Origin of the sequence: Actinoplanes sp. CA-131856 (assembly GCF_050956135.1) — a bacterium.
In the GTDB taxonomy this organism is placed as follows: Bacteria; Actinomycetota; Actinomycetes; order Mycobacteriales; family Micromonosporaceae; genus Actinoplanes.
Map to the genome: position 1 here is coordinate 8974525 of NZ_CP191849.1, position 18817 is coordinate 8993341.

Sequence of the window (18817 nt, forward strand, 5' to 3'; positions counted from 1 at the left end):
TGAATGACCGGCGCAAGGGTTTTCCCTGATTCGGTGACGACCATCGATGCCTAGCGTCCTCTTCAAGTCACCCCTGAAGGAGTACGCGCGTGAAACGTCGAACCCCCCTGATCATGGCGGCGGCCGCCGGAACCCTGGCCGCCACCGCCATGGTCGCCGTCGCCCAGCCGGCCACCGCCGTCCCACAGGATCCGCAGTCGGCCGCCGCCAAGGCCGATGCCCTCGTCGCCTCCCGCCCCGCGGTCCTGGCCGCCAGCCCGAACGAGACGTTCCAGCGGCGCCAGGTCTACAGCTCGGCCGGCTTCAACTACGTCGCCTACGACCGCACCTACAACGGTTTCCCGGTGATCGGCGGCGACTTCGTCGTCGTCACCGACGGGGCGGGTGCCACCAAGTACACGTCGGTGGCCCTGACCCAGCCCATCGGCGAGATCTCGACAGTGCCCCAGCTGGCCGACACGGCCGCCGCTGGCATCGCCAAGGCCCAGCTCAAGACGGTCACCGAGGTGGAGGGCACGAAGCTCGTCGTGGTCGCCCTCGACGGCAAGCCGGGCAAGCTGGCCTGGGAGACCACGGTCAAGGGGACCAGCGCCGAGGGGCCGAGCCGGCTGACCGTCGACGTGGACGCGGCCTCGGGCGCCGTGCTGCGCGAGTACGAGCACGTCACCGACGTCTCCGGCACCGGAACCGGCTGGATCAACGGCTCGGTCACGCTGGACACCACCCAGTCCGGTTCGACCTACACGCTCCAGGACCCGAGCCACACCACGATCCGCTGCCAGGACGCCGCCAACAACACCACCTTCAGCGGCAGTGACAACGTCTGGGGCAACGGCACCGGCACCAACAAGGAGACCGGCTGCGTCGACGCCTTCTACGTGGCGCAGAAGCAGTACGCGATGCTCTCGGCCTGGCTGGGCCGCAACGGCCAGAACGGCAGCGGCGGCGCGTGGCCGATCCGGGTCGGCCTGAACGACCAGAACGCGTACTACGACGGCACCCAGATCCAGATCGGCAAGAACACGGCCGGCCAGTGGATCTCATCGGCGGACGTGGTCGGTCACGAGCTGGGCCACGGCATCGACGACTACACGCCGGGCGGCATCTCGCGGGGCAACACCCAGGAGTTCGTGGCCGACACCCTCGGCGCCGCGACCGAGTGGTACATCAACAACCCCAACGACGCCCCCGACTACCAGGTCGGCGAGGAGGTCAACCTGGTCGGCAGCGGCCCGATCCGCTACATGTACAACCCGTCGCTGGCCGGGGACGACAACTGCTACTCCAGCAGCACCCCGGGCGACGAGGTGCACGCCGCCGCGGGCCCCGGCAACCACTGGTTCTACCTGCTCGCCCAGGGCACCAGCGGCAACGGCCAGCCGGCCAGCACGACCTGCAACAGCAGCACGATCACGGGCCTCGGCATCCAGAACGCCATCAAGATCATGTACAACGCCATGCTGATGAAGACGTCCAGCTCGTCGTACCTGAAGTACCGCACCTGGACGCTGACCGCGGCCAAGAACCTCTACCCGAACAGCTGCACCGAGTTCAACACGGTCAAGGCCGCGTGGGACGCCGTCAGCGTGCCGGCCCAGTCGGCCGACCCGACCTGCACCGGCGGCGGCACCACCCCGCCGCCCACCACCACGCCGCCGCCGACCACCGGCTGCACCGGCACCAACGCCACCGACGTGACGATCCCCGACGCCGGCTCCGCGGTGACCAGCACGATCACGATCGCCGGGTGCGCACGGTCGGCCTCGGCCACGTCGACCATCGCGGTCAACGTGGTGCACACCTACCGCGGTGACGTGAAGCTCGACCTGGTGGCGCCGGACGGCACGGTGTACGCCCTGAAGGCCTCGTCGTCTTCGGACAGCGCGGACAACATCGTGACCACGTACACCAAGAACCTGTCGGGCGAGGCCGCGAACGGCGCCTGGAAGCTGCGGGCGCAGGACGTCTACTCGGCCGACACCGGCCACATCAACACCTGGACCCTGACCCTCTGACCTTTCCCCCCGCCGGACCGGGGAGCACCTGGGTTGCCCCAGGTTGCTTCCCGGTTCCGCTTCTTCATCCGCGCTCCGGCTCCCCGATCTGACTGGCGTACAGCCGATCGAAAGAAGGAGCCACCTCTTGAAGCGTTTCGTCCGCCGCGCCGTCGTCACCGCCGCCCTCATCGCCGTTCCGACGATGTTCGGCGCCCCGGCTTTCGCGGCCGCCCAGGCCGCGCCGACGACCCCCGCCGCGTACGAGGCCGAGGTCGTCAAGCTCACCAACGCCCAGCGGGTCAAGAACGGCTGCAAGGCCCTGCGCACCGACGCCCGCCTGACCACGGCCGCCCGCGCCCACAGCACCGACATGGTCAAGAAGAACTTCTTCAGCCACACCGGCTCGGACGGCAGCAACTTCGTCACCCGCGAGGTCCGCGCCGGATATCCGCGTAACGGCGCCGCCGCCGAGAACATCGCCTGGGGCTACCGCACCCCGCAGCAGGTCGTCACCGGCTGGATGAACAGCACGGGCCACCGCAAGAACATCCTGAACTGCGCGAACACCGCGGTCGGGGTGGGCGTGGCCTACACGGCCGGCGGCGCACCGTACTGGACGCAGGACTTCGGCCGCGTCTGATTTTGCCGATACAGCCCGAAAGGTACCTAACCGACGGTTAGCGTGCTGATGTGCCTTGGGCTGCGTTTTCCCGGTGGATGGCGGTCATCATGATGGCCGCCGTCCTGTACGTCGTCGGCGCCGCCGATCCACTGGACCAACGTCCGGTGGACGCCGCGCAGAGCACCTGCGCCTCTCCGGTCGCGCTCCGCAACGGCGACTTCGAGTCCCCGCTGATCGCCGACGGTAGCGTCGCCACTGTGACCGTACCCGGCTGGCAGCCCGGTCCACTCACGCTGCGCAAGGAGAAGGGCCAGCACGCTCAGCTGTCCCCCGGCGTTGTTCATCAGGACCTGACGACCGTTCCGGGCCAGGTCCTGCGCTGGGAGCTCCAGCATCGGGGCGGCACGCTGGCCGTCCTGATCGGCTCACCCGGCGGCTCGCTGGACCGCCAGGGCGACGTGATCAGCGGCGACCGCGCCGCGTGGACCACGTATGCCGGCGTCTACACCGTCCCCGACGGCCAGACCCGCACGCGTTTCGCCCTGCGCGCCGCCGATCGCACGTCGGTCGACGCCGTCTCCTTCGGCACCCCCGCCTGCCTGCTCACGACGGCGACCGTCACCAGCGACAAGGTCAAGGTCAACGACCGTGTGACGTACGCCGTCACCACGCGCAACGCGGGCGGCAACCCGGCCCGCGCGACGACCGTCGAGGCCGGCTCACACACGTTCGACGTGGGCGTCCTGCGCCCCGGCGAGAGCCGCACGGTGACGTACGAGTCCCGCGTGCCCGTGTCCAGCGCCGGCACGACGATCACCTCGAGGGCCACCGCCTCGTACGCGACGTCCCTCTCCGGCACCGGCGACAGGCAGACGTCCACCTCGAACACGCTCGGTGTCAACGTCGCCCCCGCCACCGACCGGTCGGTGAAGGTCACGACCACCCCCGGTGAAATCTCCCGCTACCTCATCACCATGAGTAACAAGGGTCCCAACCAGGCCACCGATGCCGTGCTGAGCGCCGCCCTCCCCGGCGACCTGACGGCGGTCTCGGCCACCTCACCCGACGGCACGTGCAACCTGACCAGCGGCACCGCGGAGTGCACGTACCCCACGGTGCCCGCCGGCGGCACCCGCACGATGACCCTCACCGCCGCCGGCCCCCCGGACGCGGACACGATCACGGTGACCGCCACCAGCGCGACCGGCGAGCTCACACCGGACGACAACACGGCCGGCTTCATCCCAGCGCCGGCACGGCCGACGCCCTCCGGCGACCAGCCGATCACGCTCAAGATCTCCACGAGCACACCGAACGCCGTACAGGGCGACACGGTCCACTTCCGCACCACCGTGACCACCACCGACGAGCCCGCCACCGTACGCCTCGACCCGAGCAGGGGCCTGGCCATCCTCACCGGCGAACCGGACACCGGCACCTACGACAACGGCGAATGGACAGTCCCCGCCGGCACGACCGGACACCTCGACCTGACCGCCACCGCCCTGTCAACCGGCGACCTCGACCTGACCGCCATCGCCACCGCCCTGCCGACCGGCGACCTCGACCCGACCGCCACCGCCCCGTCGACCGGCGAGCCCGGCCCGACCGCCACCGCCACCGCCCCGTCGACCGGCGAGCCCGGCCCGACCGCCACCGCCACCGCCCCGCCGACCGGCGACTCCGAGCCGGCCCCCTCCGCCGGCGACCTCGAGCGGACGGCCACCGTCACCGTCGTCCCCGCCGAGGCCTCGCTCGAGGTAGCCGTCGACAGCCCCCGGTCCTCCCGCCCGGCCGACGTGGGCGACTCGATCCGCTTCCGCTACCGGGTGACCAACAACGGCAGCGACCCGATCGACGGCATCACCGTCACCGACACGCTGTCCGGCCCCGCCACCTGCCCCGAGACCACGCTCGAACGCGGCAAGACGATGGTCTGCGACGCACCCGCGTACACCGTGACGCGCCCCGACGTGGACGCCGGCACCGCACTCGCCAACATCGTCATGGCCGAGGGCTACGCCCCGGGCGCCACCGAGCCCACTCTCTTCGGCCCCACCGCCGCCGACGTCCGCCTGGTGGCCGCCCGCCCGTCCCTGACCGTCACGTCATCGGCCGAGCGCCGCCCCGAAGAGATCGCCTACTCGTACGAGATCCACAACAACGGCAACCAGACGCTGACCGACATCCACCTCACCGCCACCCACGCCGGCCGGGCCACCTGCGCCGCGACGATCCTGGCCCCCGGCGCCACCACCACTTGCACCGCCACGGCCCCGATCACCGTCTCCACCGACCGCGCGTACGCCTACGCCACCGCGCCAGGCGCAACCACAGCCACCGCCTACGGCCCGTTCACCATCGCCACCCCACCGGCAACGGACCCCCAGTCGGCAACCCCCACCGGGACAGCACAGCCAGCAACACCGACCGGGGCACCGCAGGCGGCCACTCCCACCCGTGCGCCACAGACCGCGAATCCCACCTTCTCCCCGGCGGCCGGGCAGGATGCAGCCGGGCAGGATGCGGCTCAGCAAGCCGCAGCCCAGCAAGCCGCAGCCGCCCAGCAAGCCGCCGGAGCGCAACAAGCCGCTGGGGCCCAGCAGGCCGCAGGCGCACCAGCCGCCGTGCCCATGGCGACCACGGCCGTCCCGGCCCGGGGCTTGGCTCCGCAGCTCAGCGCTCCACCCACCCCGGACCCGTCAGTGCCGAACCCGACCCCGACGGTCATCACCCCGCCGCCGGCCACCGTCCCCGCCCGCCCACAGCTCTGGGCCGACCCCGTCCCCGACCCGGTCCCGTTCAGCGGCAGTCCCCTGGCCACCGCGGCCGTGCTAGGCCTGGCCCTGCTGGCCGGCGGCCTGATCGTCCTGGCCTCACTCCGCGGCCGCTGGTGGCCCACCCGAGCCCGCAAGAGCTGACCGCCCAGGCAGCCCTCGACGGCCGGCCGCGCTCGCAAAGCTGACAACCCAAGCGGCCACGTGCTACCTGCCGATCCCGCGCGAGCTGACAGCCAAACCGCCGCCGACGGCCCGGCCGTGCCTGCGAAGCCGAAAACCCCAGCGGCCGCTAGTGGCCCGGTCGAGCCGGCAAGAGCCAACCCAAGCAACCGTTGGCGGGCCGCCCATCCCGCACGAGCCGCAAGAGGTGACGTTCCAGGTCGCATGACGCCGGCCGGTGGGCTACTCCGGCTCTTCGGTGTGGATCGGCTCGAGCTCGGCCTCCCTGTCCATCACCGGCTTCGAGAGGGGCTCGCGGCTTGGTTTCTCGCTCGTCCAGAAGACCAGGGCGAAGATCACCCCCACCACGGCGAGCGGGATGCCGGCGAACAGGAGGACACCTTCGAGATCACTCACTCCAGCAAAGCTACGCCGGGGAGCTGTCCCAGATCTGACGGGGCCGTACTCACCCGAAAGAACTTCGCATTCCAGAACCGGGGAATGGGACTGTCGAAATGATTATGCAGAGTAGGGGCGCCGCGACTCCCGGTGAGCGGAGCCGCGGGCCCCATTGCGGAGAAGTTGACTTTGCGTAGGCACTTCCCATCGGTCCGTGCCTATGGTTAGTCTCTAGCCTCAGGAATTGATGTCGAACTCGCCTTCCTTGGCAGAGTCCACAAAGGCGGTCCACTCCGCCTGGGTGAACAGGAGCGCAGGACCGGAGCGGTCCTTGCTGTCCCTGACGGCGACGCTCGTGTCGAGGAAGGCGACTTCGACACAGTTGTTGCCACCGTTGCCATTACTACGGCTGGCCTTGCGCCAGGTGGCGTGGGCGAGCTGGGCGGCATCGGCGAGCTGGTGCGTGAGCAATTCAAGCACCCCCCTTCGGATATGCGGTTGTCTCGGGGAGCCCTACGCGACGAGCAGGCTCTCGATCATCTTGATGGTCATGCGATGGTCGAGCGCCATAGCGCTCAATCGCTCGAACTCTTGTCGGTAACGGGCAACCTCGGATGGTTGCTCTTCGTAGTAGTCTCCCGCAAGACCTTCAAGATAGACAACATCCAAATGGGTGGTCTCCCGAAACTCCAAAAGGGCCGCTGACCCGCCGAGGAACGTGTGTTCGCCGGCGTGGAACGGGAGAATCCGCAACGTCACATTCGGTAATTGAGCGGCCTCGATAAGGTGCCGAAGCTGCTCATTCATGACGCGCGGGCCGCCGACCACGCGGCGGACCACCGACTCGTCGATGACAACCTCGAGCTCGAGCGGCCGATCGGCGCGCAACCGGCCCTGCCGGGTCAGGCGCAGCTTCACCCGGCGGTCGATGTGCTGGGGCGAGTCGTTGGTGCGGCCGGCCTCCATCAGCGAGCGCATGTACGACTCGGTCTGCAGCAGCCCGGGCACCAGCACCGGCTCCCAGCAGCGCATCGAGGCGGCCGCGGCCTCCAGGCCGACGAAGTTGCCGGGGCGCATGATGTCGCGGTAGTCCGTCCACCAGGTGCGCTCGCGCGAGAGGCGGGCCAGCTCGACCATCGCGTCGCGGTACTCCTGGTCGCCGACGCCGTACAGGGTCAGCAGGTCCTTCACGTCGCGCGGGGTCACGGCCACGCGCGCGGTCTCGATGCGCGTCACCTTGGCGGCGTGCCACTCGAAATGACGCGACACATTTTCTTGCGTCAATCCGGCGGCCTCGCGGCACCGTTTCAGCTCCGCCCCCAGACGTCGACGGCGCAGCGTGGGTCCTTCATCAACGGACACCTGGACTCCCTCGGTCCTGATGATGCCGATAGTACGGCCGCCGTGCTGGTGATCCAAACAAGGAGGACTCCACAAAAAGTCTAGTACTTCTTGTCATGACCTTGCTGTCGGGTACATGATGCGGAGCACATCGAGTCATACCTTTCTGCACACAGAGTGATCTTCATGGGGTCATCACCCCAAAACGAACAAAAGACCCACACATCAAGACGTTGTCTAAGGGGCGTGGCGGCGTGTTGGCTGACCAGTACTTCCTGATCGCACACGAGGACCGCACCGGCCGGTCCCGTCTCCATCCACGCGCAACCGGCCTGGGACTGGCCGCCGCTCTCCTCGGCGAGCTCGTCCTCGAAGGACGGATCGGCATCACCGACGGAGACCTGGTCATCCTCGACCGGCATCCTCCGACGGACGCGCTCGCACACGACATCCTCGACCTACTTATCGCACAACCACAACACCGAGACGTACGCGTGTGGCTGGCCTTCCTCTCGCAGGACGCGGCCATCCGGGTCGGCGAGCGGCTGTCGCGCCTCGGCGCGGTCGAGGCCGTGACCCGTCGCCGCATGCTCTCCACCGAGACCTTGTACATGCCGAACACCGCCGCCCAGCGCAACGCGGCCGCCTGGGCCCCGGCCCGGCTGGCCAACCTGCTGGTGCGCGGCATCGGCATGAGCACCAGCGACCGGGTGCTCATCGGACTGGTGGCGGCCACCGGCCTCACCAGACACGTGCTCTACGACTTCGAGATGCACCGGCACGCGTTCCATTCGCTGCCGAGTGCGGTCGGGTCGCTACCGGGCGACCTTCGGGAGCTCGTTGAGATCACCGAGACCTCCGTGGGCTCGGTGCTGACCGTCGGCCGACGGTGAGCGGCGTCGGGCGCCATCACCTCCGGCCTCACAATCACGACCATTGGGCCGGGAGGATGTTGATGGAGCGTACGAAACCCGCAGAGCCGGACATCGTCACACAGGCGCTGGCCAAGAACCGGTTGGGCATTCCGTCTGTGGTGTTCTTCGGCGTCGCGGGAGCCGCACCGCTCACCGTGATCATCGGGTCCATCACCACGATCTACGCGATCATCGGGAGCACCGCCGTCCCGATCGCGTACGTGGTGGTGGCGGGGTTGCTGTCCTTGTTCACCGTCGGGTTCGTCGCCATGAGCCGGCACATCGTGAACACGGGCGCCTTCTACTCGTACATCAGTCACGGTCTAGGCCGGATGGTCGGCGTCGGGGCGGCCTTCGTCGCCCTGCCCGCCTACTCCCTCATGCAGATCGGCCTTTTCGGCCTGTTCGGCTCGGCTGCCTCCGGCATCCTCGCGGCTCTGGGATTCTCCGTTCCCTGGTACGCCTGCGCGGTGGGCGCCTGGGCCGCCGTGACCGTGCTCGGCCTGCTGTGGGTCGACCTGAGCGGCAGGGTCCTGGCGGTCCTGCTGGTGCTGGAGATCGGCATCGTGCTCATCTACGACCTCGTGATGGTCGGCAACCCGGCCAACGGCGAGATCACCTTCTCGCAGTTCTCGCCGGCGCCGCTGGCCACCCCGGTCGTCGGCGTGCTGCTGGTGCTGGCCATCGCCGGCTTCGTCGGCTTCGAGGCCACAGTGGTGCTCTCCGAGGAGGCGAAAGACCCGAAGCGCACGATCGCCCGGGCCACCCACATCGCGGTGCTGCTGGCCGGCATCCTGTGCGCGATCTCGGCCTGGGCCATGTCGGTCAACACCGGCCCCGACCAGATCGCCGCCAAGGCCGCCGAGCATCGCACCGACCTGGTCTTCACATTGGTCGGTCCCCATCTGCCCAAGGTCATGGTCGACCTCGGCTACATCCTGTTCCTCACCAGTGTCTTCGCGGCTCTGCTGGCCTTCCACGCCGCCGTGTCGCGCTATCAGTTCGCACTCGGCCGCGAGGGCGTCCTGCCGGCGGCGTGGGGTCGCACCCACCCCCGTACGGGCGCTCCGCTCCTCGGCTCCATCACCCAGAGCGTGCTGGCGATCATCGTGCTCAGCGCGTACGCCCTGGCCGGCGCCGACCCGCTGGTCTACGTGTTCGCGTGGCTCACGACGATCGGCGGGCTCGGCGTCCTCATCCTCATGTGGGCCGCGTCGGCCGCGGTCATCGCGTTCTTCGTGCACAAGCGGCGAGGGGAGAACATCTGGCGCGCCTACTTCGCTCCCGGTCTGGCTTTCCTTCTGCTCACGGTCGTGCTGGCGGCAACCTGCATCGGCTTCGGTGAGCTTCTGCAGGTCTCCGGCGATTCACCGTTCCAGTGGCTCATCCCGGTCTGCTATCTGGCCGTGGGCCTGATCGGCGTCGTCTGGGCCCTGATCATGCGGGCGGCCCGCCCCGAGGTGTACGCGGCGATCGGCCGCGGCTCCGACAACCGGTCCAGCGTGGCCGCCGAGACCCAGGCCCTCATGCGCTCGCTGCACGCCGACCCGGTCGGCGCCCGCGGCGGCTACCCGTACTGAAAGCCCACCGGCCCTTCCTTGGAAGAACACTGAGAGGAAGTCATGACCTACGCGATCCAGGAACTGGTGATCCGCGACGTCGCACCCGTGGACGTCGAGGAGATCACCGGCCTCGTCGCCGCGGCGATGTGGGACGGGCCGGTGGCCCGCTGGCTGCACCCCGACGCCGAGGTGCGCCGGCGCGACAGCCCGCGCTACTTCGAGATCTTCGTCGAGCACGCCGTCCGGTACGGCGAGGTGTACGCCACCTCGGACTACGACACCGGCAGCGTCTCCGGAGTGGCGCTGTGGTTCCCCTTGACCGCCATGATCCCGCCGCCGCTCGACTATGAGCAGCGTATGAAGGAGGTGACCGGCCCGGCGTACGACCGAACTTGCGAATTGGACGCGGCGATCGAGGCGCGCCATCCCACCGATCCCCACCACTATCTGGCTTTCCTGGCCGTCCATCCGGAGAACCAGGGCCGTGGAATCGGCAGTGCGCTCCTCGACCGCCATCACGCCCGGCTCGACGAGGCTGGAATCCCCGCGTATCTGGAGGCGAACGACCCGCGTAACCGGGACCTTTACCTCCGGCACGGATACCGGATCCGGTCAGTCATCGAGCTTCCCGGCGGACCACCGCTGTGGTCCATGTGGAGGTTGCCTATGAACTGACAGTGGTGCCCCCTGCCGAGCTGCTACGCGGCTGCCGGAAACTCGTAGAGCCAGTACGACTGCTGGTCGATCCGGGTGAACTTCATGTTGTCCGAGAGCCGGCTGACCATCATCCGGAACACTCGGGACATGCGGCGAACCTCGTCGTTGTGGTTGCAGATGTCCAAGCACACGAGCCCGTTCTGGGCCGAGGCGATGTGGTACATCTGCTCGACCAGTTGGGAAAAGGCTTCACGACCCTGGGCATGCGGACTCACGGCGACGAATCCGATGTACCAGATCTTCCGGGCCGCGTAGTGCTCCGGCCAATGCCGTTCGAAGTACTGGGGAGCGATCAACGGAACCGCGTTGAGATCGTTCGTGTAGGTGGCGACGCCGCACATGGTGCCATCGTCGTCGAGGGCCAGATATTTGCCCACGCGCGCGTCCGCCATTACCTCGTCGAACTCCGACTTGTACATCAGGTGACGCTGGACTGCGAGGTGATTCAACTCCTCGAAGGCGTCCGTGTACATGGTCCACATCGCCTGGTTCTGCTCTGCATCGGTGATCTGGTCGATGACTTTGATAAGCATGTTCGGCTCCCCCGCAGGCCGCCGCCAGGTCGGCCCGCTTGTCGCACTCATCTTGATCGATGATCTGTGCTCATCACTGTACGAAGAGTGAGCGCGTCATGACAATGCGTGTGTGCCGATTGAATGTGCCAATTCATCTACCGGATGCCCTCCGTGCCCGTTTTGGTGTGCAACTTGCAATCACCGGCACGAAATCGCCCTCGATCCAGCAGACGGTTATGGCCTTCGAGTACTACGCACGTTGCGCATTACTCCTGGTCCAGGCCCCGATTACCGCGTGAAGACCGCGCTGTTCAATTCTTCCACCCGTAGAGATCATTGATCTCCGTCATTGGAGATCAATGCCACGGTGACCCACTCTACGCGCCGCGGTCCACATTACGCACCGTTAAGAGAAGGCCGTCGAGACTGCTGGGCGCCACCTCGTGAAGCACGATCGACGTCGACGTCCGGACGACTCCCGGCGCCTCGACGATCAGATTGGTGATGCGGTAGAGGTCGGCCGTGTCCCGGGCCACCACCCGCACCAGCAGATCGCCGTCGCCGGTGGTGGCCAGGATCTCGACCACCTCGGGGATGCGGGCCACCTGCTGGGCCGCCCGGTCCCCCTCACGCTGGCTCAGCGACAGGGTCATGAAGGCCATCAGCGGATAACCGAGGGCGGCCGGGTCGAGCCGCCGGGAGTAGGCACCCAGCGCACCCGACTCGCGCATGCGGCGCAGCCGGGCCTGGACGGTGTTGCGGGACATGTTCAGCCGGTCGGCCAGGGCCACAACAGTGGCGTCGGGATCCTCGTCGAGGGCGAGCAGGATCCGCGCGTCGGTGGCGTCCAAGATTCGCATCGTGCGCAATCCTTCCCGGTGACGGCCGCTCGGGCTGAGCAGAACGCACAAGAAGAAGACATCACATTGTGCAGGATGCGCAACAGCCACCAGGCTCGTCCCCATGATCGACTATGCCTCCACGGTCACCGTCGCCGCGTATCTGGGCGAGCGGCTCCGTCAGGCCGGCGTGTCCCACCTGTTCGGCGTGCCCGGCGACTTCAACCTCAACCTGCTCGACGGCCTGGCCGAGGTGCCCGGGCTGCGCTGGACCGGGTCGCCCAACGAGCTCGGCGCCGGATACGCCGCCGACGCGTACGCCCGGAGCCGCGGACTGGCCGCGCTCGTCACCACGTACGGCGTGGGCGAGCTGAGCGCGATCAACGCGGTGGCCGGCAGCGCCGCCGAGGACGCGCCCGTGCTGCACATCGTCGGGTCGCCGCGGACCGGAACGGTCGCGGCCGGAGCGCTCGTCCACCACACCCTGGCCGATGGGGATTTCGGGCACTTCCATCGGGCGTACGCCGAAATAAGCGTCACCACCGAGGTGCTGACGGCGGACCGCGCGGGTGAGCAGATCGACGCGGTCGTCGTGGCGGCGCGGCGCGAACGCAAGCCGGCCTATCTGAGCGTGCCGCAGGACCTGGCCCTGCACCGGATCTCGGCGGCGCCCCTGCGCGAGCCGCTGAGGATCACTTCAGATCCGATTGCCGTACGGGCGTTCAGCGCGGCCGTCTCCGAAGTTCTGACCGGGGCCGAGCGGCCGGTGCTGGTCGTGGGCCAGCTGGCGGCGCGCTACCGGCTCGGCTCACGGATCGCCGGGCTCGGCCTGCCGATGGTCACCCAGCTGGCGGCCAAGGGCGTGATCGACGAGGGAACGCCGGGCCACCTGGGCGACTACGCGGGCACGATGCTCGGCGAGGCCCCGGCGGCGGCCGTCGACGGGGCGGACGTGGTGGTGCACCTGGGCTCGGTCCAGACGGCCGAGCTGACCGGTTTCTTCTCGGCCCGCCCGATCGACGACCGAACGGTGTGGACCTCGGCCACCGTCTCCGGGGTGGGCGACCGGCGCTTCGAGAACGTCCTGTTCCCGGACGCGGTGGAAGCCGTCGCGGCAGCACTCGCCGCCACGTCTCCGACCTCGCGGATCTCCACCGCCAGCGACCTCCCGAGCGCGGCCGGTCTCGCCGACAGCCCCACTGAGGAGCTGACGCAGGCCGGACTGTGGCGGGCGCTGGAGGACTGGCTGCCCGAGCACATGGCACTGATCGCGGACACCGGCACCGCCTATTGGGGCGCGCTGTCGCTGCGGCTGCCGGCCGACACGACGCTCGTGGGGCAGCCGATCTGGAACTCGATCGGCTGGGCCCTGCCCGCCGTCCTCGGCCAGGGCCTGGCCGAGCCGGACCGCCGCCCCGTCCTGGTGATCGGCGACGGCGCCGCCCAGATGACCATCCAGGAGCTGGGCACGATCGCCGCCGCCGGCCTCCGCCCGGTGATCCTGCTGCTCAACAACCACGGCTACACGATCGAGCGCGCGTTGCAGAGCCCGCAGGCCGTCTACAACGACGTGACGCCGTGGAACTGGCGCGCCCTGGTCGCCGGCCTGACCGGCCCGGAGACCGACTACCACCACGCGGCGACACCGACCGAGCTCGACAAGGCCCTGCGCGGCGCGGCCGACCACCCGGACCGGTTGGCCTTCATCGAGGTCCAGCTCGACGCGTACGACACTCCCCCGCTCCTGCGCCGCCTGGCCGAACGAGCGACAGCCGCCGCGAAGCCCACCCCCTAGGACCGGACGAGGCTGGGGCCCGGTTCCGCGGAAGGCGCCGGCCCCGGCAACCTTTCATTCCTTCTCCCGTACGCCACCACGACAGTCACCACGGCCGCGAGCACCAAGACCCCGGCCGCGACCACCAGAACCCGCACCCACCGTCGCCGTCCCTCTCCGGGCCGCCGGTACAGCTGTACGGCCGCTCCCGCCCCCGAAGCCACAGATCTTCCGGAAGCCATCGCGCCTCCGGGAGGGGAAGCACCTCCACGGCCGGAAGCGCTCCCGTGCGCGGGGCCGCCTCTCTGCGCGGGGTCGCCTCTCTGCGCGGAGCCGCCTCTCTGCGCGGAGCCGCTCCCCTGCGCGGAGCCGCTCCTCTGCGCGGGAGCGCCTCCTCGTGCCGGAAGGTCACCCGCCGCGGAAGCGCCCGACCCGGGAGCGCCCGACCCGGGAGCGCCCGACCCGGAAGTGCCCGGCCCAGAAACGCCCGGCCCAGAAGCGCCCGGCCCAGAAACGCCCGGCCCAGAAACGCCCGATCCAGAAACGCCCGATCCAGAAACGCCCGGCCCTCCAGCATCTCCGAGCGTCGGCGTTGCGCCTATTTGAGGCGACTTTTCGGGATAAGTCGCGGCGTTCTCGCGACGTGAAGCCGGCGCCGGCGTGTGCAAGTTCGCGGGCAGGTCGCTCGGCTCGGCCGGGCGCGGCACATCGTAGGCGCCGGTGTTCTGCGCGCCCGCACTCCCCGCCTTCGCCGCGCTGCCCTCCCCGGCCGCCGCGCCCATCCAGCCCCCGGCCGCGACCGGGCCCGTTCGGCTCGTCTGTGACGGTGGGCCGGTCCGGAAGGGGCCGGCGTTCTCCACGTACGGCTCGCGGCCCTCCCCCCGCGCGCTCTCCACCGCCGTCAGGAACGCCTCGGCCGTGCGGGGCGGCCGGGCCAGCAACGCCCCCACCGCCGGCGGCGGGTCCGGGAACAACGCGGCGATGACCGCGCCCACCGCCCGCATGTCCGGCACCGCCACCGGAAAGCCGGCGTCCGGCACCGCTGATGTCGCCGGCGCCAGGTCGCGGAGCATCGCCCGCCCCTCCGCCGACACGAGGACATTTGCCGGTTTGAGCGCTCCGTGCGGCCGCCTCCGATGATGGACCGCGGTCAGCCCTCGCAGCACGTCCACCGCGATCCGCCACGCCTGGGCCGGCGGGATCAGCCCCCTGTTCAGCAGCTCGGCCAGTGATCCCTGCTGCAACTCCGTGGCCAGCCACGGCGGGTCACCGGCCAGGTCGGCCCAGAGGAGACGGACGACGTTCGGATGTTCGGACAGCCCGTAGTGCACCCGGCACGTCTCGTCGAACGCCCTCTGGGTGGCCGGCGCGAACGGCCGCCGCCATCTCTTCAGCGCCACCACGATGTCGAACGTCCGGTTGCGGGCGCGGAACACCTCGGCCGCCGCCGACTCGCCGAGCTTCGCCCCGAGCTCGAAGTCGGCCAGCGCCTGCCGCGGGTGGGCACGCTCGAAATCGCTCATGCCGGGCCACGGAAAAGTGAGGGAAACATGGGTGTGCCTTCGCGAAGGGCGATGGGGACACCCCAGGGTGGGTGCTGTTCGGGAGCTGTCACCCCGTACGGTCAAATGCCCGTCACTTGATTCCCCCAAAAGTAAGAGGGACTAGAAGGTGAGCGGGCCGTCCCGGCGCTCGATGACGGGAAAGACGCTCGAGTACGTCTGCCAGGACGGCCGCGACGGCTTCTCGCTCATCGCCAGCACCCGGGCCAGACCCTGAAGGGCGTCCCGCAGCGCCTGGTGCAGCAGCGGGTCGGCCACGAAGCCGTACTGGTCGACCGCCTCGGCGCCGAGCGGCAGGCGGATGCAGGCCGCCCGCAGGATCTTGGCGTTGGCGTGGGTGAGCACGGCCTCCAGGGTGGCGCGGGCGAGGTCGTCCTCGCCCGCGCCGGCCACCGAGAGCCAGGCGACCGGCTTGCCGTCGAGGAGGTTCTCGTCGACCAGCCAGTCGAGCAGGTTCTTCAGACTGCCGGGGATCGATCCCGCGTACTCGGGCGTGCTGAACAGCACCGCGTCGGCGATGCGCACCTGGTGACGCAGCAGGACGACGGTGTCGTGCGGGTTCTGCTCGCCCTCCACGAACGCCGGAAGACCGCGCAGACCCTCGAACAGGCCGGCGTTGATGTCCTCCGGGGCGAGATGAGCGGCGGTACGCAGCGCGGCGTTGTGCAACGACTCATCGCGGGTGCTGCCCGAGATCAGCAGGATGCGCGTCATGCCGCAGACGATAGAGCTTGCGGGTTACACCACGGAGATCAGGCTGATTTCTTGCCGCGGGCCGGACGGTCGTACACCTTGGGCTTGGCGTCTTTGCTGTTGACCACGCCGTCGCCGTCGGTGTCCTCGTCGCCGTCCTTGACCCCGTCGCCGTCGGTGTCGGCCGACCGCGGGTTGAGGCCCAGCATCCGCTCGGTCTTGTTGATCAGCCCGTCGGCGTCCGGATCCGACTTGGCGTCGTTGCTCTTCGGGTTGAGCTTCTTGCTGACCTCGTAGCCGTCGGGCAGCGTGTCCCCGTCCGTGTCGGCGTCGTCCGCGCTGGTGCCGGCCTTGTACTCGGCCAGGTTGGTCAGCCCGTCCGCGTCCTTGTCACCGGCCGCGTCCTTCTTGCGGAGGTTGAGCCCGTTGGCCCTCTCGTACGCGTCGGGCATCGCGTCCCGGTCCGTGTCCTTGGCGGCCTGCACCGCCGGGGGCTTGGCCTTGTGGCTCGGGGCGGCCAGGGCCGTACCGGACATCGACAGGGCCGTCATCGAGGCAACAACCGTGACGGCGGCAAGTCGGCGCTTCATGGGGGTCCTTCCGGAGGGCGTTCGGTAGTGACTGGGTTCGGCCGCCGGAGCGAGAATCTGAGCACTTCCACCAACCCGAAGGAGATCGGCCGCGATCGGCTTCTCGCCGCGGAAGGGGCAGACCTCGATCTACCTGACCGGCTACCTGGAGGCGCACGAGACCGGCAAGGGCTGCCTCTATCTCAAGCGGGTCGACCAGGCCGACCAGGAGTCGTTGCGGCGGATCGTGGCCCGCTCGTACGAGCAAGCTCGTCCCTGACCCGCATCAGGGCGACGCCGAGCAGGTTGAGGCCGCGCCACTGTGCCGGGTCCTGTGCCCGGGGATCGTCGCGGCCCAGGCCGATGCCCCACACACGGTCGAGCGGACTGGCCTCGACCAGCACCCGGTCGCCGGTGGTGAGCAGGAAGTCGCGCAGGTCGTCGTGAGCGCCGAACTTGGCCAGGTTGCCGGCGACGACGATGGGCAGGCGGTGGTCGTTCCAGGTCTGCTGCTCGAATCCGGCGACGCGCCCGCCGAGCTTCTTCGCCGCGTGCGGATGCCCGGCCGCGAGGATCTGCCCGGCCATGTCCTCGTCGCCGAAAAGCACGGCTTTGCTCCACATCATGTAGTGCTCGGCCGTGGCGAACCGCACCCCGTCCACCTCGAACGGCGACGGCCACCACTGGCTCAGGCACCCCGCGCCGGGACGACCGTCGGCCTCGGGCTGGTGCCCCCAGAAGAACAGGTACTTCGCCATGGCCAGCAGTCTGCCGTTCGGACGATCACCGCGCCATCAAGTATTCGCGCAGCTCGGCCGGGGTGGCGAGCCAGCCCTTGCCGGCGTAGTCGAGGATCCGCAGCATCTCGCCCGGCACCAGGTCGTACGCGGTGGCGCCGGTCTCGGGAACCCGCTCGTGCGGCGGCACGGGCACCGGCACGGGGTGGAGCGCGACCGGGCTCGTCAAGGCCTTCAGGACGGTCAGGAAGACCCGGGGCAGGTGGTACGGCGTGACCACGAGCCCGAGATTCCCGATGCCCAGTTCGGCCGCCTGGGTGGCGATCCAGGTGGCCTGCAGTCCCGTGTTGGGGGCCGGCTCGGGCTGGACGCGCACCCCGTCGAGACGGCGCAGGCCCAGGCTCCGCAGATAGGCCGGGCTGAGGCCGGTGTACGTCCGTTCGGCCGGGTTGCCGTCGGCGATGAGCAGGTGGCGGGTGCGCGGTGACGTCTCCCAGAGGTGGATCGCGTGCCGCAGGCGCCACTCCTCGCCCTGGCCGGTCGGCACCGCGAGAGCGTCGAGCTCACTGGGCACCGGCGTGGTGAGGATGGCGATGACCGAGGCCATCAGGTCGAGGACGCGATCGCCGGTCTCGATGATCCGGTCCATGGGGTCAGATCTTGAGGGGGCCGGCGACGTCCAACTGCCCGTGCTCGATCAGCCAGCGCACCGACTCGAGCACCGCGTCCTCGGGCTCGTGCTGCGGCGCGTAGCCGAGTAGCGCGTGCGCCTTGTCGACGCTGAAGTAGTGGTTGCGGACGAGATGTTCCCAGCTGGCCTGTGCGGCTTCGGCTTCGGTGGTACGCCGGAACGCCTCCCACGTGACAGTCCGCAGCTCGGCGGTCTGCCCGAACCACGACGCGGCGATCTGGGCGAAGCCGCGCACGTTGAGGGCCGAGGGCGCGACCACGTTGAAGTCCTCGCCGGCGGCCACCTCCCGCCGCGCGACGGCGGCCTCGAAGGCCTGCGCCACATCGTCGGCGTGCACGTGGTGCATGAACTCGGCGCCGATGCCCGGGATCTCCAGCGGCTCCCCGCTCGACAGCTTGCGCCACACGGCCGGGTCGAGGTTGCCGAGCGGCCCCACCGGATGCCAGCCCGGCCCCACGATGTGTCCCGGATGCAGCGAGGTCGTGACCAGGCCACCCCGGCGCGACTCCTCCTGGAGCATCCGGGCGATGGCCGCCTTGCCTACCCCGTACTCCCCGATCGGCGGCGCCCCGTTCTCCTCGGTGATCGGAATCTTCAGGCTCGGCCCGAACCGCCAGATCGACCCGCAGTGCACCAGGTGCCCGGTCTCCCCGCGGAGCCGCTCGACCAGCGCCGTGGCCGATTCGAGCGTGAAGCAGATGAGATCGACGACGACGTCGGGCCGCAGCCCCACGACCCGCTCGGCGAAGGTGCCGTCCCGGTCCTCGGCCTCCCGGTCGGCGGCCACGTGCCGCACCTGCTCCCAGGCCGGGTCGTCCACATAACGGCTCCGCTGCCCCCGGCTGATATTGACCACCTCATGCCCGGCCCGCACCAGCCGCGGCACCAGAAAGGTGCCGATGTGCCCACTGCCACCGATGACAACGATCCGCATGCCGTCACCATA

Annotated in this window: 18 protein-coding genes; 7 read left to right on the forward strand and 11 right to left on the reverse strand. The window is 69.4% G+C overall.

The annotated features are described in order from the left end of the window. The first annotated feature begins 113 nt into the window (after positions 1 to 113). The 3 genes from ACQP2X_RS40990 (at position 114) to ACQP2X_RS41000 (ending at position 5540) form a co-directional block, all read left to right on the forward strand. A complete protein-coding gene (locus ACQP2X_RS40990; protein ID WP_498701169.1) occupies positions 114 to 2015 on the forward strand; it encodes a M4 family metallopeptidase in 1902 nt (633 codons plus the stop codon). Positions 2016 to 2142: 127 nt separating this feature from the next. Continuing rightward, positions 2143 to 2637, forward strand: a complete 495-nt coding sequence (locus tag ACQP2X_RS40995) for a CAP domain-containing protein (RefSeq protein ID WP_498691142.1) — start codon at positions 2143 to 2145, stop codon at positions 2635 to 2637. 50 nt (positions 2638 to 2687) lie between these two features. Next, positions 2688 to 5540 (forward strand): CLIPPER-2 domain-containing protein, encoded by a 2853-nt coding sequence (locus ACQP2X_RS41000; protein ID WP_498691144.1) that lies wholly within the window; start codon positions 2688 to 2690, stop codon positions 5538 to 5540. Between the two features lie 261 nt (positions 5541 to 5801). Here the strand turns inward: ACQP2X_RS41000 and ACQP2X_RS41005 are convergent, their stop codons facing one another. The 3 genes from ACQP2X_RS41005 to ACQP2X_RS41015 form a co-directional block, all read right to left on the reverse strand. Further along, entirely contained in the window at positions 5802 to 5975 is a 174-nt protein-coding gene (locus ACQP2X_RS41005; protein WP_498691147.1) for a hypothetical protein, read from the reverse strand. 219 nt (positions 5976 to 6194) lie between these two features. After that, positions 6195 to 6428 carry a DUF397 domain-containing protein gene (locus ACQP2X_RS41010; protein WP_498701172.1) on the reverse strand — a complete coding sequence of 78 codons (234 nt, stop codon included), beginning with the start codon at positions 6426 to 6428 and terminating at the stop codon, positions 6195 to 6197. Positions 6429 to 6470: 42 nt separating this feature from the next. Then, entirely contained in the window at positions 6471 to 7319 is an 849-nt protein-coding gene (locus ACQP2X_RS41015) for a helix-turn-helix domain-containing protein (RefSeq protein WP_498691149.1), read from the reverse strand. A 233-nt stretch (positions 7320 to 7552) separates the two neighbouring features. Between ACQP2X_RS41015 and ACQP2X_RS41020 the strand changes: the two genes are divergently transcribed. The 3 genes from ACQP2X_RS41020 (at position 7553) to ACQP2X_RS41030 (ending at position 10449) form a co-directional block, all read left to right on the forward strand. After that, positions 7553 to 8191: a GOLPH3/VPS74 family protein gene (locus ACQP2X_RS41020; protein WP_097322305.1), complete on the forward strand. Its 639-nt coding sequence runs from the start codon at positions 7553 to 7555 to the stop codon at positions 8189 to 8191. Between the two features lie 62 nt (positions 8192 to 8253). Continuing rightward, positions 8254 to 9792, forward strand: coding sequence for an APC family permease (locus ACQP2X_RS41025; protein WP_498691151.1), 1539 nt, complete (start codon positions 8254 to 8256; stop codon positions 9790 to 9792). Between the two features lie 42 nt (positions 9793 to 9834). After that, positions 9835 to 10449 (forward strand): GNAT family N-acetyltransferase, encoded by a 615-nt coding sequence (locus tag ACQP2X_RS41030; protein WP_498691153.1) that lies wholly within the window; start codon positions 9835 to 9837, stop codon positions 10447 to 10449. A gap of 23 nt (positions 10450 to 10472) precedes the next feature. Here ACQP2X_RS41030 and ACQP2X_RS41035 read toward each other — a convergent pair whose 3' ends face one another. Together ACQP2X_RS41035 and ACQP2X_RS41040 are read right to left on the reverse strand one after the other, a co-directional pair. Then, positions 10473 to 11075 (reverse strand): GNAT family N-acetyltransferase, encoded by a 603-nt coding sequence (locus ACQP2X_RS41035; RefSeq protein WP_498691154.1) that lies wholly within the window; start codon positions 11073 to 11075, stop codon positions 10473 to 10475. A 308-nt stretch (positions 11076 to 11383) separates the two neighbouring features. Next, the gene (locus ACQP2X_RS41040; RefSeq protein WP_498654485.1) at positions 11384 to 11866 is read right to left on the reverse strand and encodes an Lrp/AsnC family transcriptional regulator; all 483 of its coding nucleotides are present in this window, start codon (positions 11864 to 11866) and stop codon (positions 11384 to 11386) included. A gap of 103 nt (positions 11867 to 11969) precedes the next feature. Between ACQP2X_RS41040 and ACQP2X_RS41045 the strand changes: the two genes are divergently transcribed. Then, complete coding sequence (locus ACQP2X_RS41045; protein ID WP_498691157.1) at positions 11970 to 13640, forward strand: alpha-keto acid decarboxylase family protein; 1671 nt, start codon at positions 11970 to 11972, stop codon at positions 13638 to 13640. On the opposite strand, the gene ACQP2X_RS41050 is transcribed toward ACQP2X_RS41045, so the two are convergent. The 6 genes from ACQP2X_RS41050 to ACQP2X_RS41075 form a co-directional block, all read right to left on the reverse strand. Further along, the gene (locus tag ACQP2X_RS41050; RefSeq protein ID WP_498691159.1) at positions 13637 to 15142 is read right to left on the reverse strand and encodes a protein kinase domain-containing protein; all 1506 of its coding nucleotides are present in this window, start codon (positions 15140 to 15142) and stop codon (positions 13637 to 13639) included. The two genes, ACQP2X_RS41045 and ACQP2X_RS41050, sit on opposite strands and share 4 nt — an antisense overlap. A gap of 141 nt (positions 15143 to 15283) precedes the next feature. Continuing rightward, entirely contained in the window at positions 15284 to 15895 is a 612-nt protein-coding gene (locus tag ACQP2X_RS41055) for an NADPH-dependent FMN reductase (protein WP_498691163.1), read from the reverse strand. 38 nt (positions 15896 to 15933) lie between these two features. Continuing rightward, positions 15934 to 16464 (reverse strand): hypothetical protein, encoded by a 531-nt coding sequence (locus tag ACQP2X_RS41060; protein WP_498691168.1) that lies wholly within the window; start codon positions 16462 to 16464, stop codon positions 15934 to 15936. A 182-nt stretch (positions 16465 to 16646) separates the two neighbouring features. Further along, the gene (gene ybiA / locus ACQP2X_RS41065; protein ID WP_498691170.1) at positions 16647 to 17201 is read right to left on the reverse strand and encodes a riboflavin biosynthesis intermediates N-glycosidase; all 555 of its coding nucleotides are present in this window, start codon (positions 17199 to 17201) and stop codon (positions 16647 to 16649) included. A 25-nt stretch (positions 17202 to 17226) separates the two neighbouring features. Beyond that, complete coding sequence (locus ACQP2X_RS41070) at positions 17227 to 17829, reverse strand: hypothetical protein (protein WP_498691171.1); 603 nt, start codon at positions 17827 to 17829, stop codon at positions 17227 to 17229. Between the two features lie 4 nt (positions 17830 to 17833). Continuing rightward, positions 17834 to 18805 carry an NAD-dependent epimerase/dehydratase family protein gene (locus tag ACQP2X_RS41075; RefSeq protein ID WP_498691173.1) on the reverse strand — a complete coding sequence of 324 codons (972 nt, stop codon included), beginning with the start codon at positions 18803 to 18805 and terminating at the stop codon, positions 17834 to 17836. Positions 18806 to 18817: the final 12 nt, after the last annotated feature.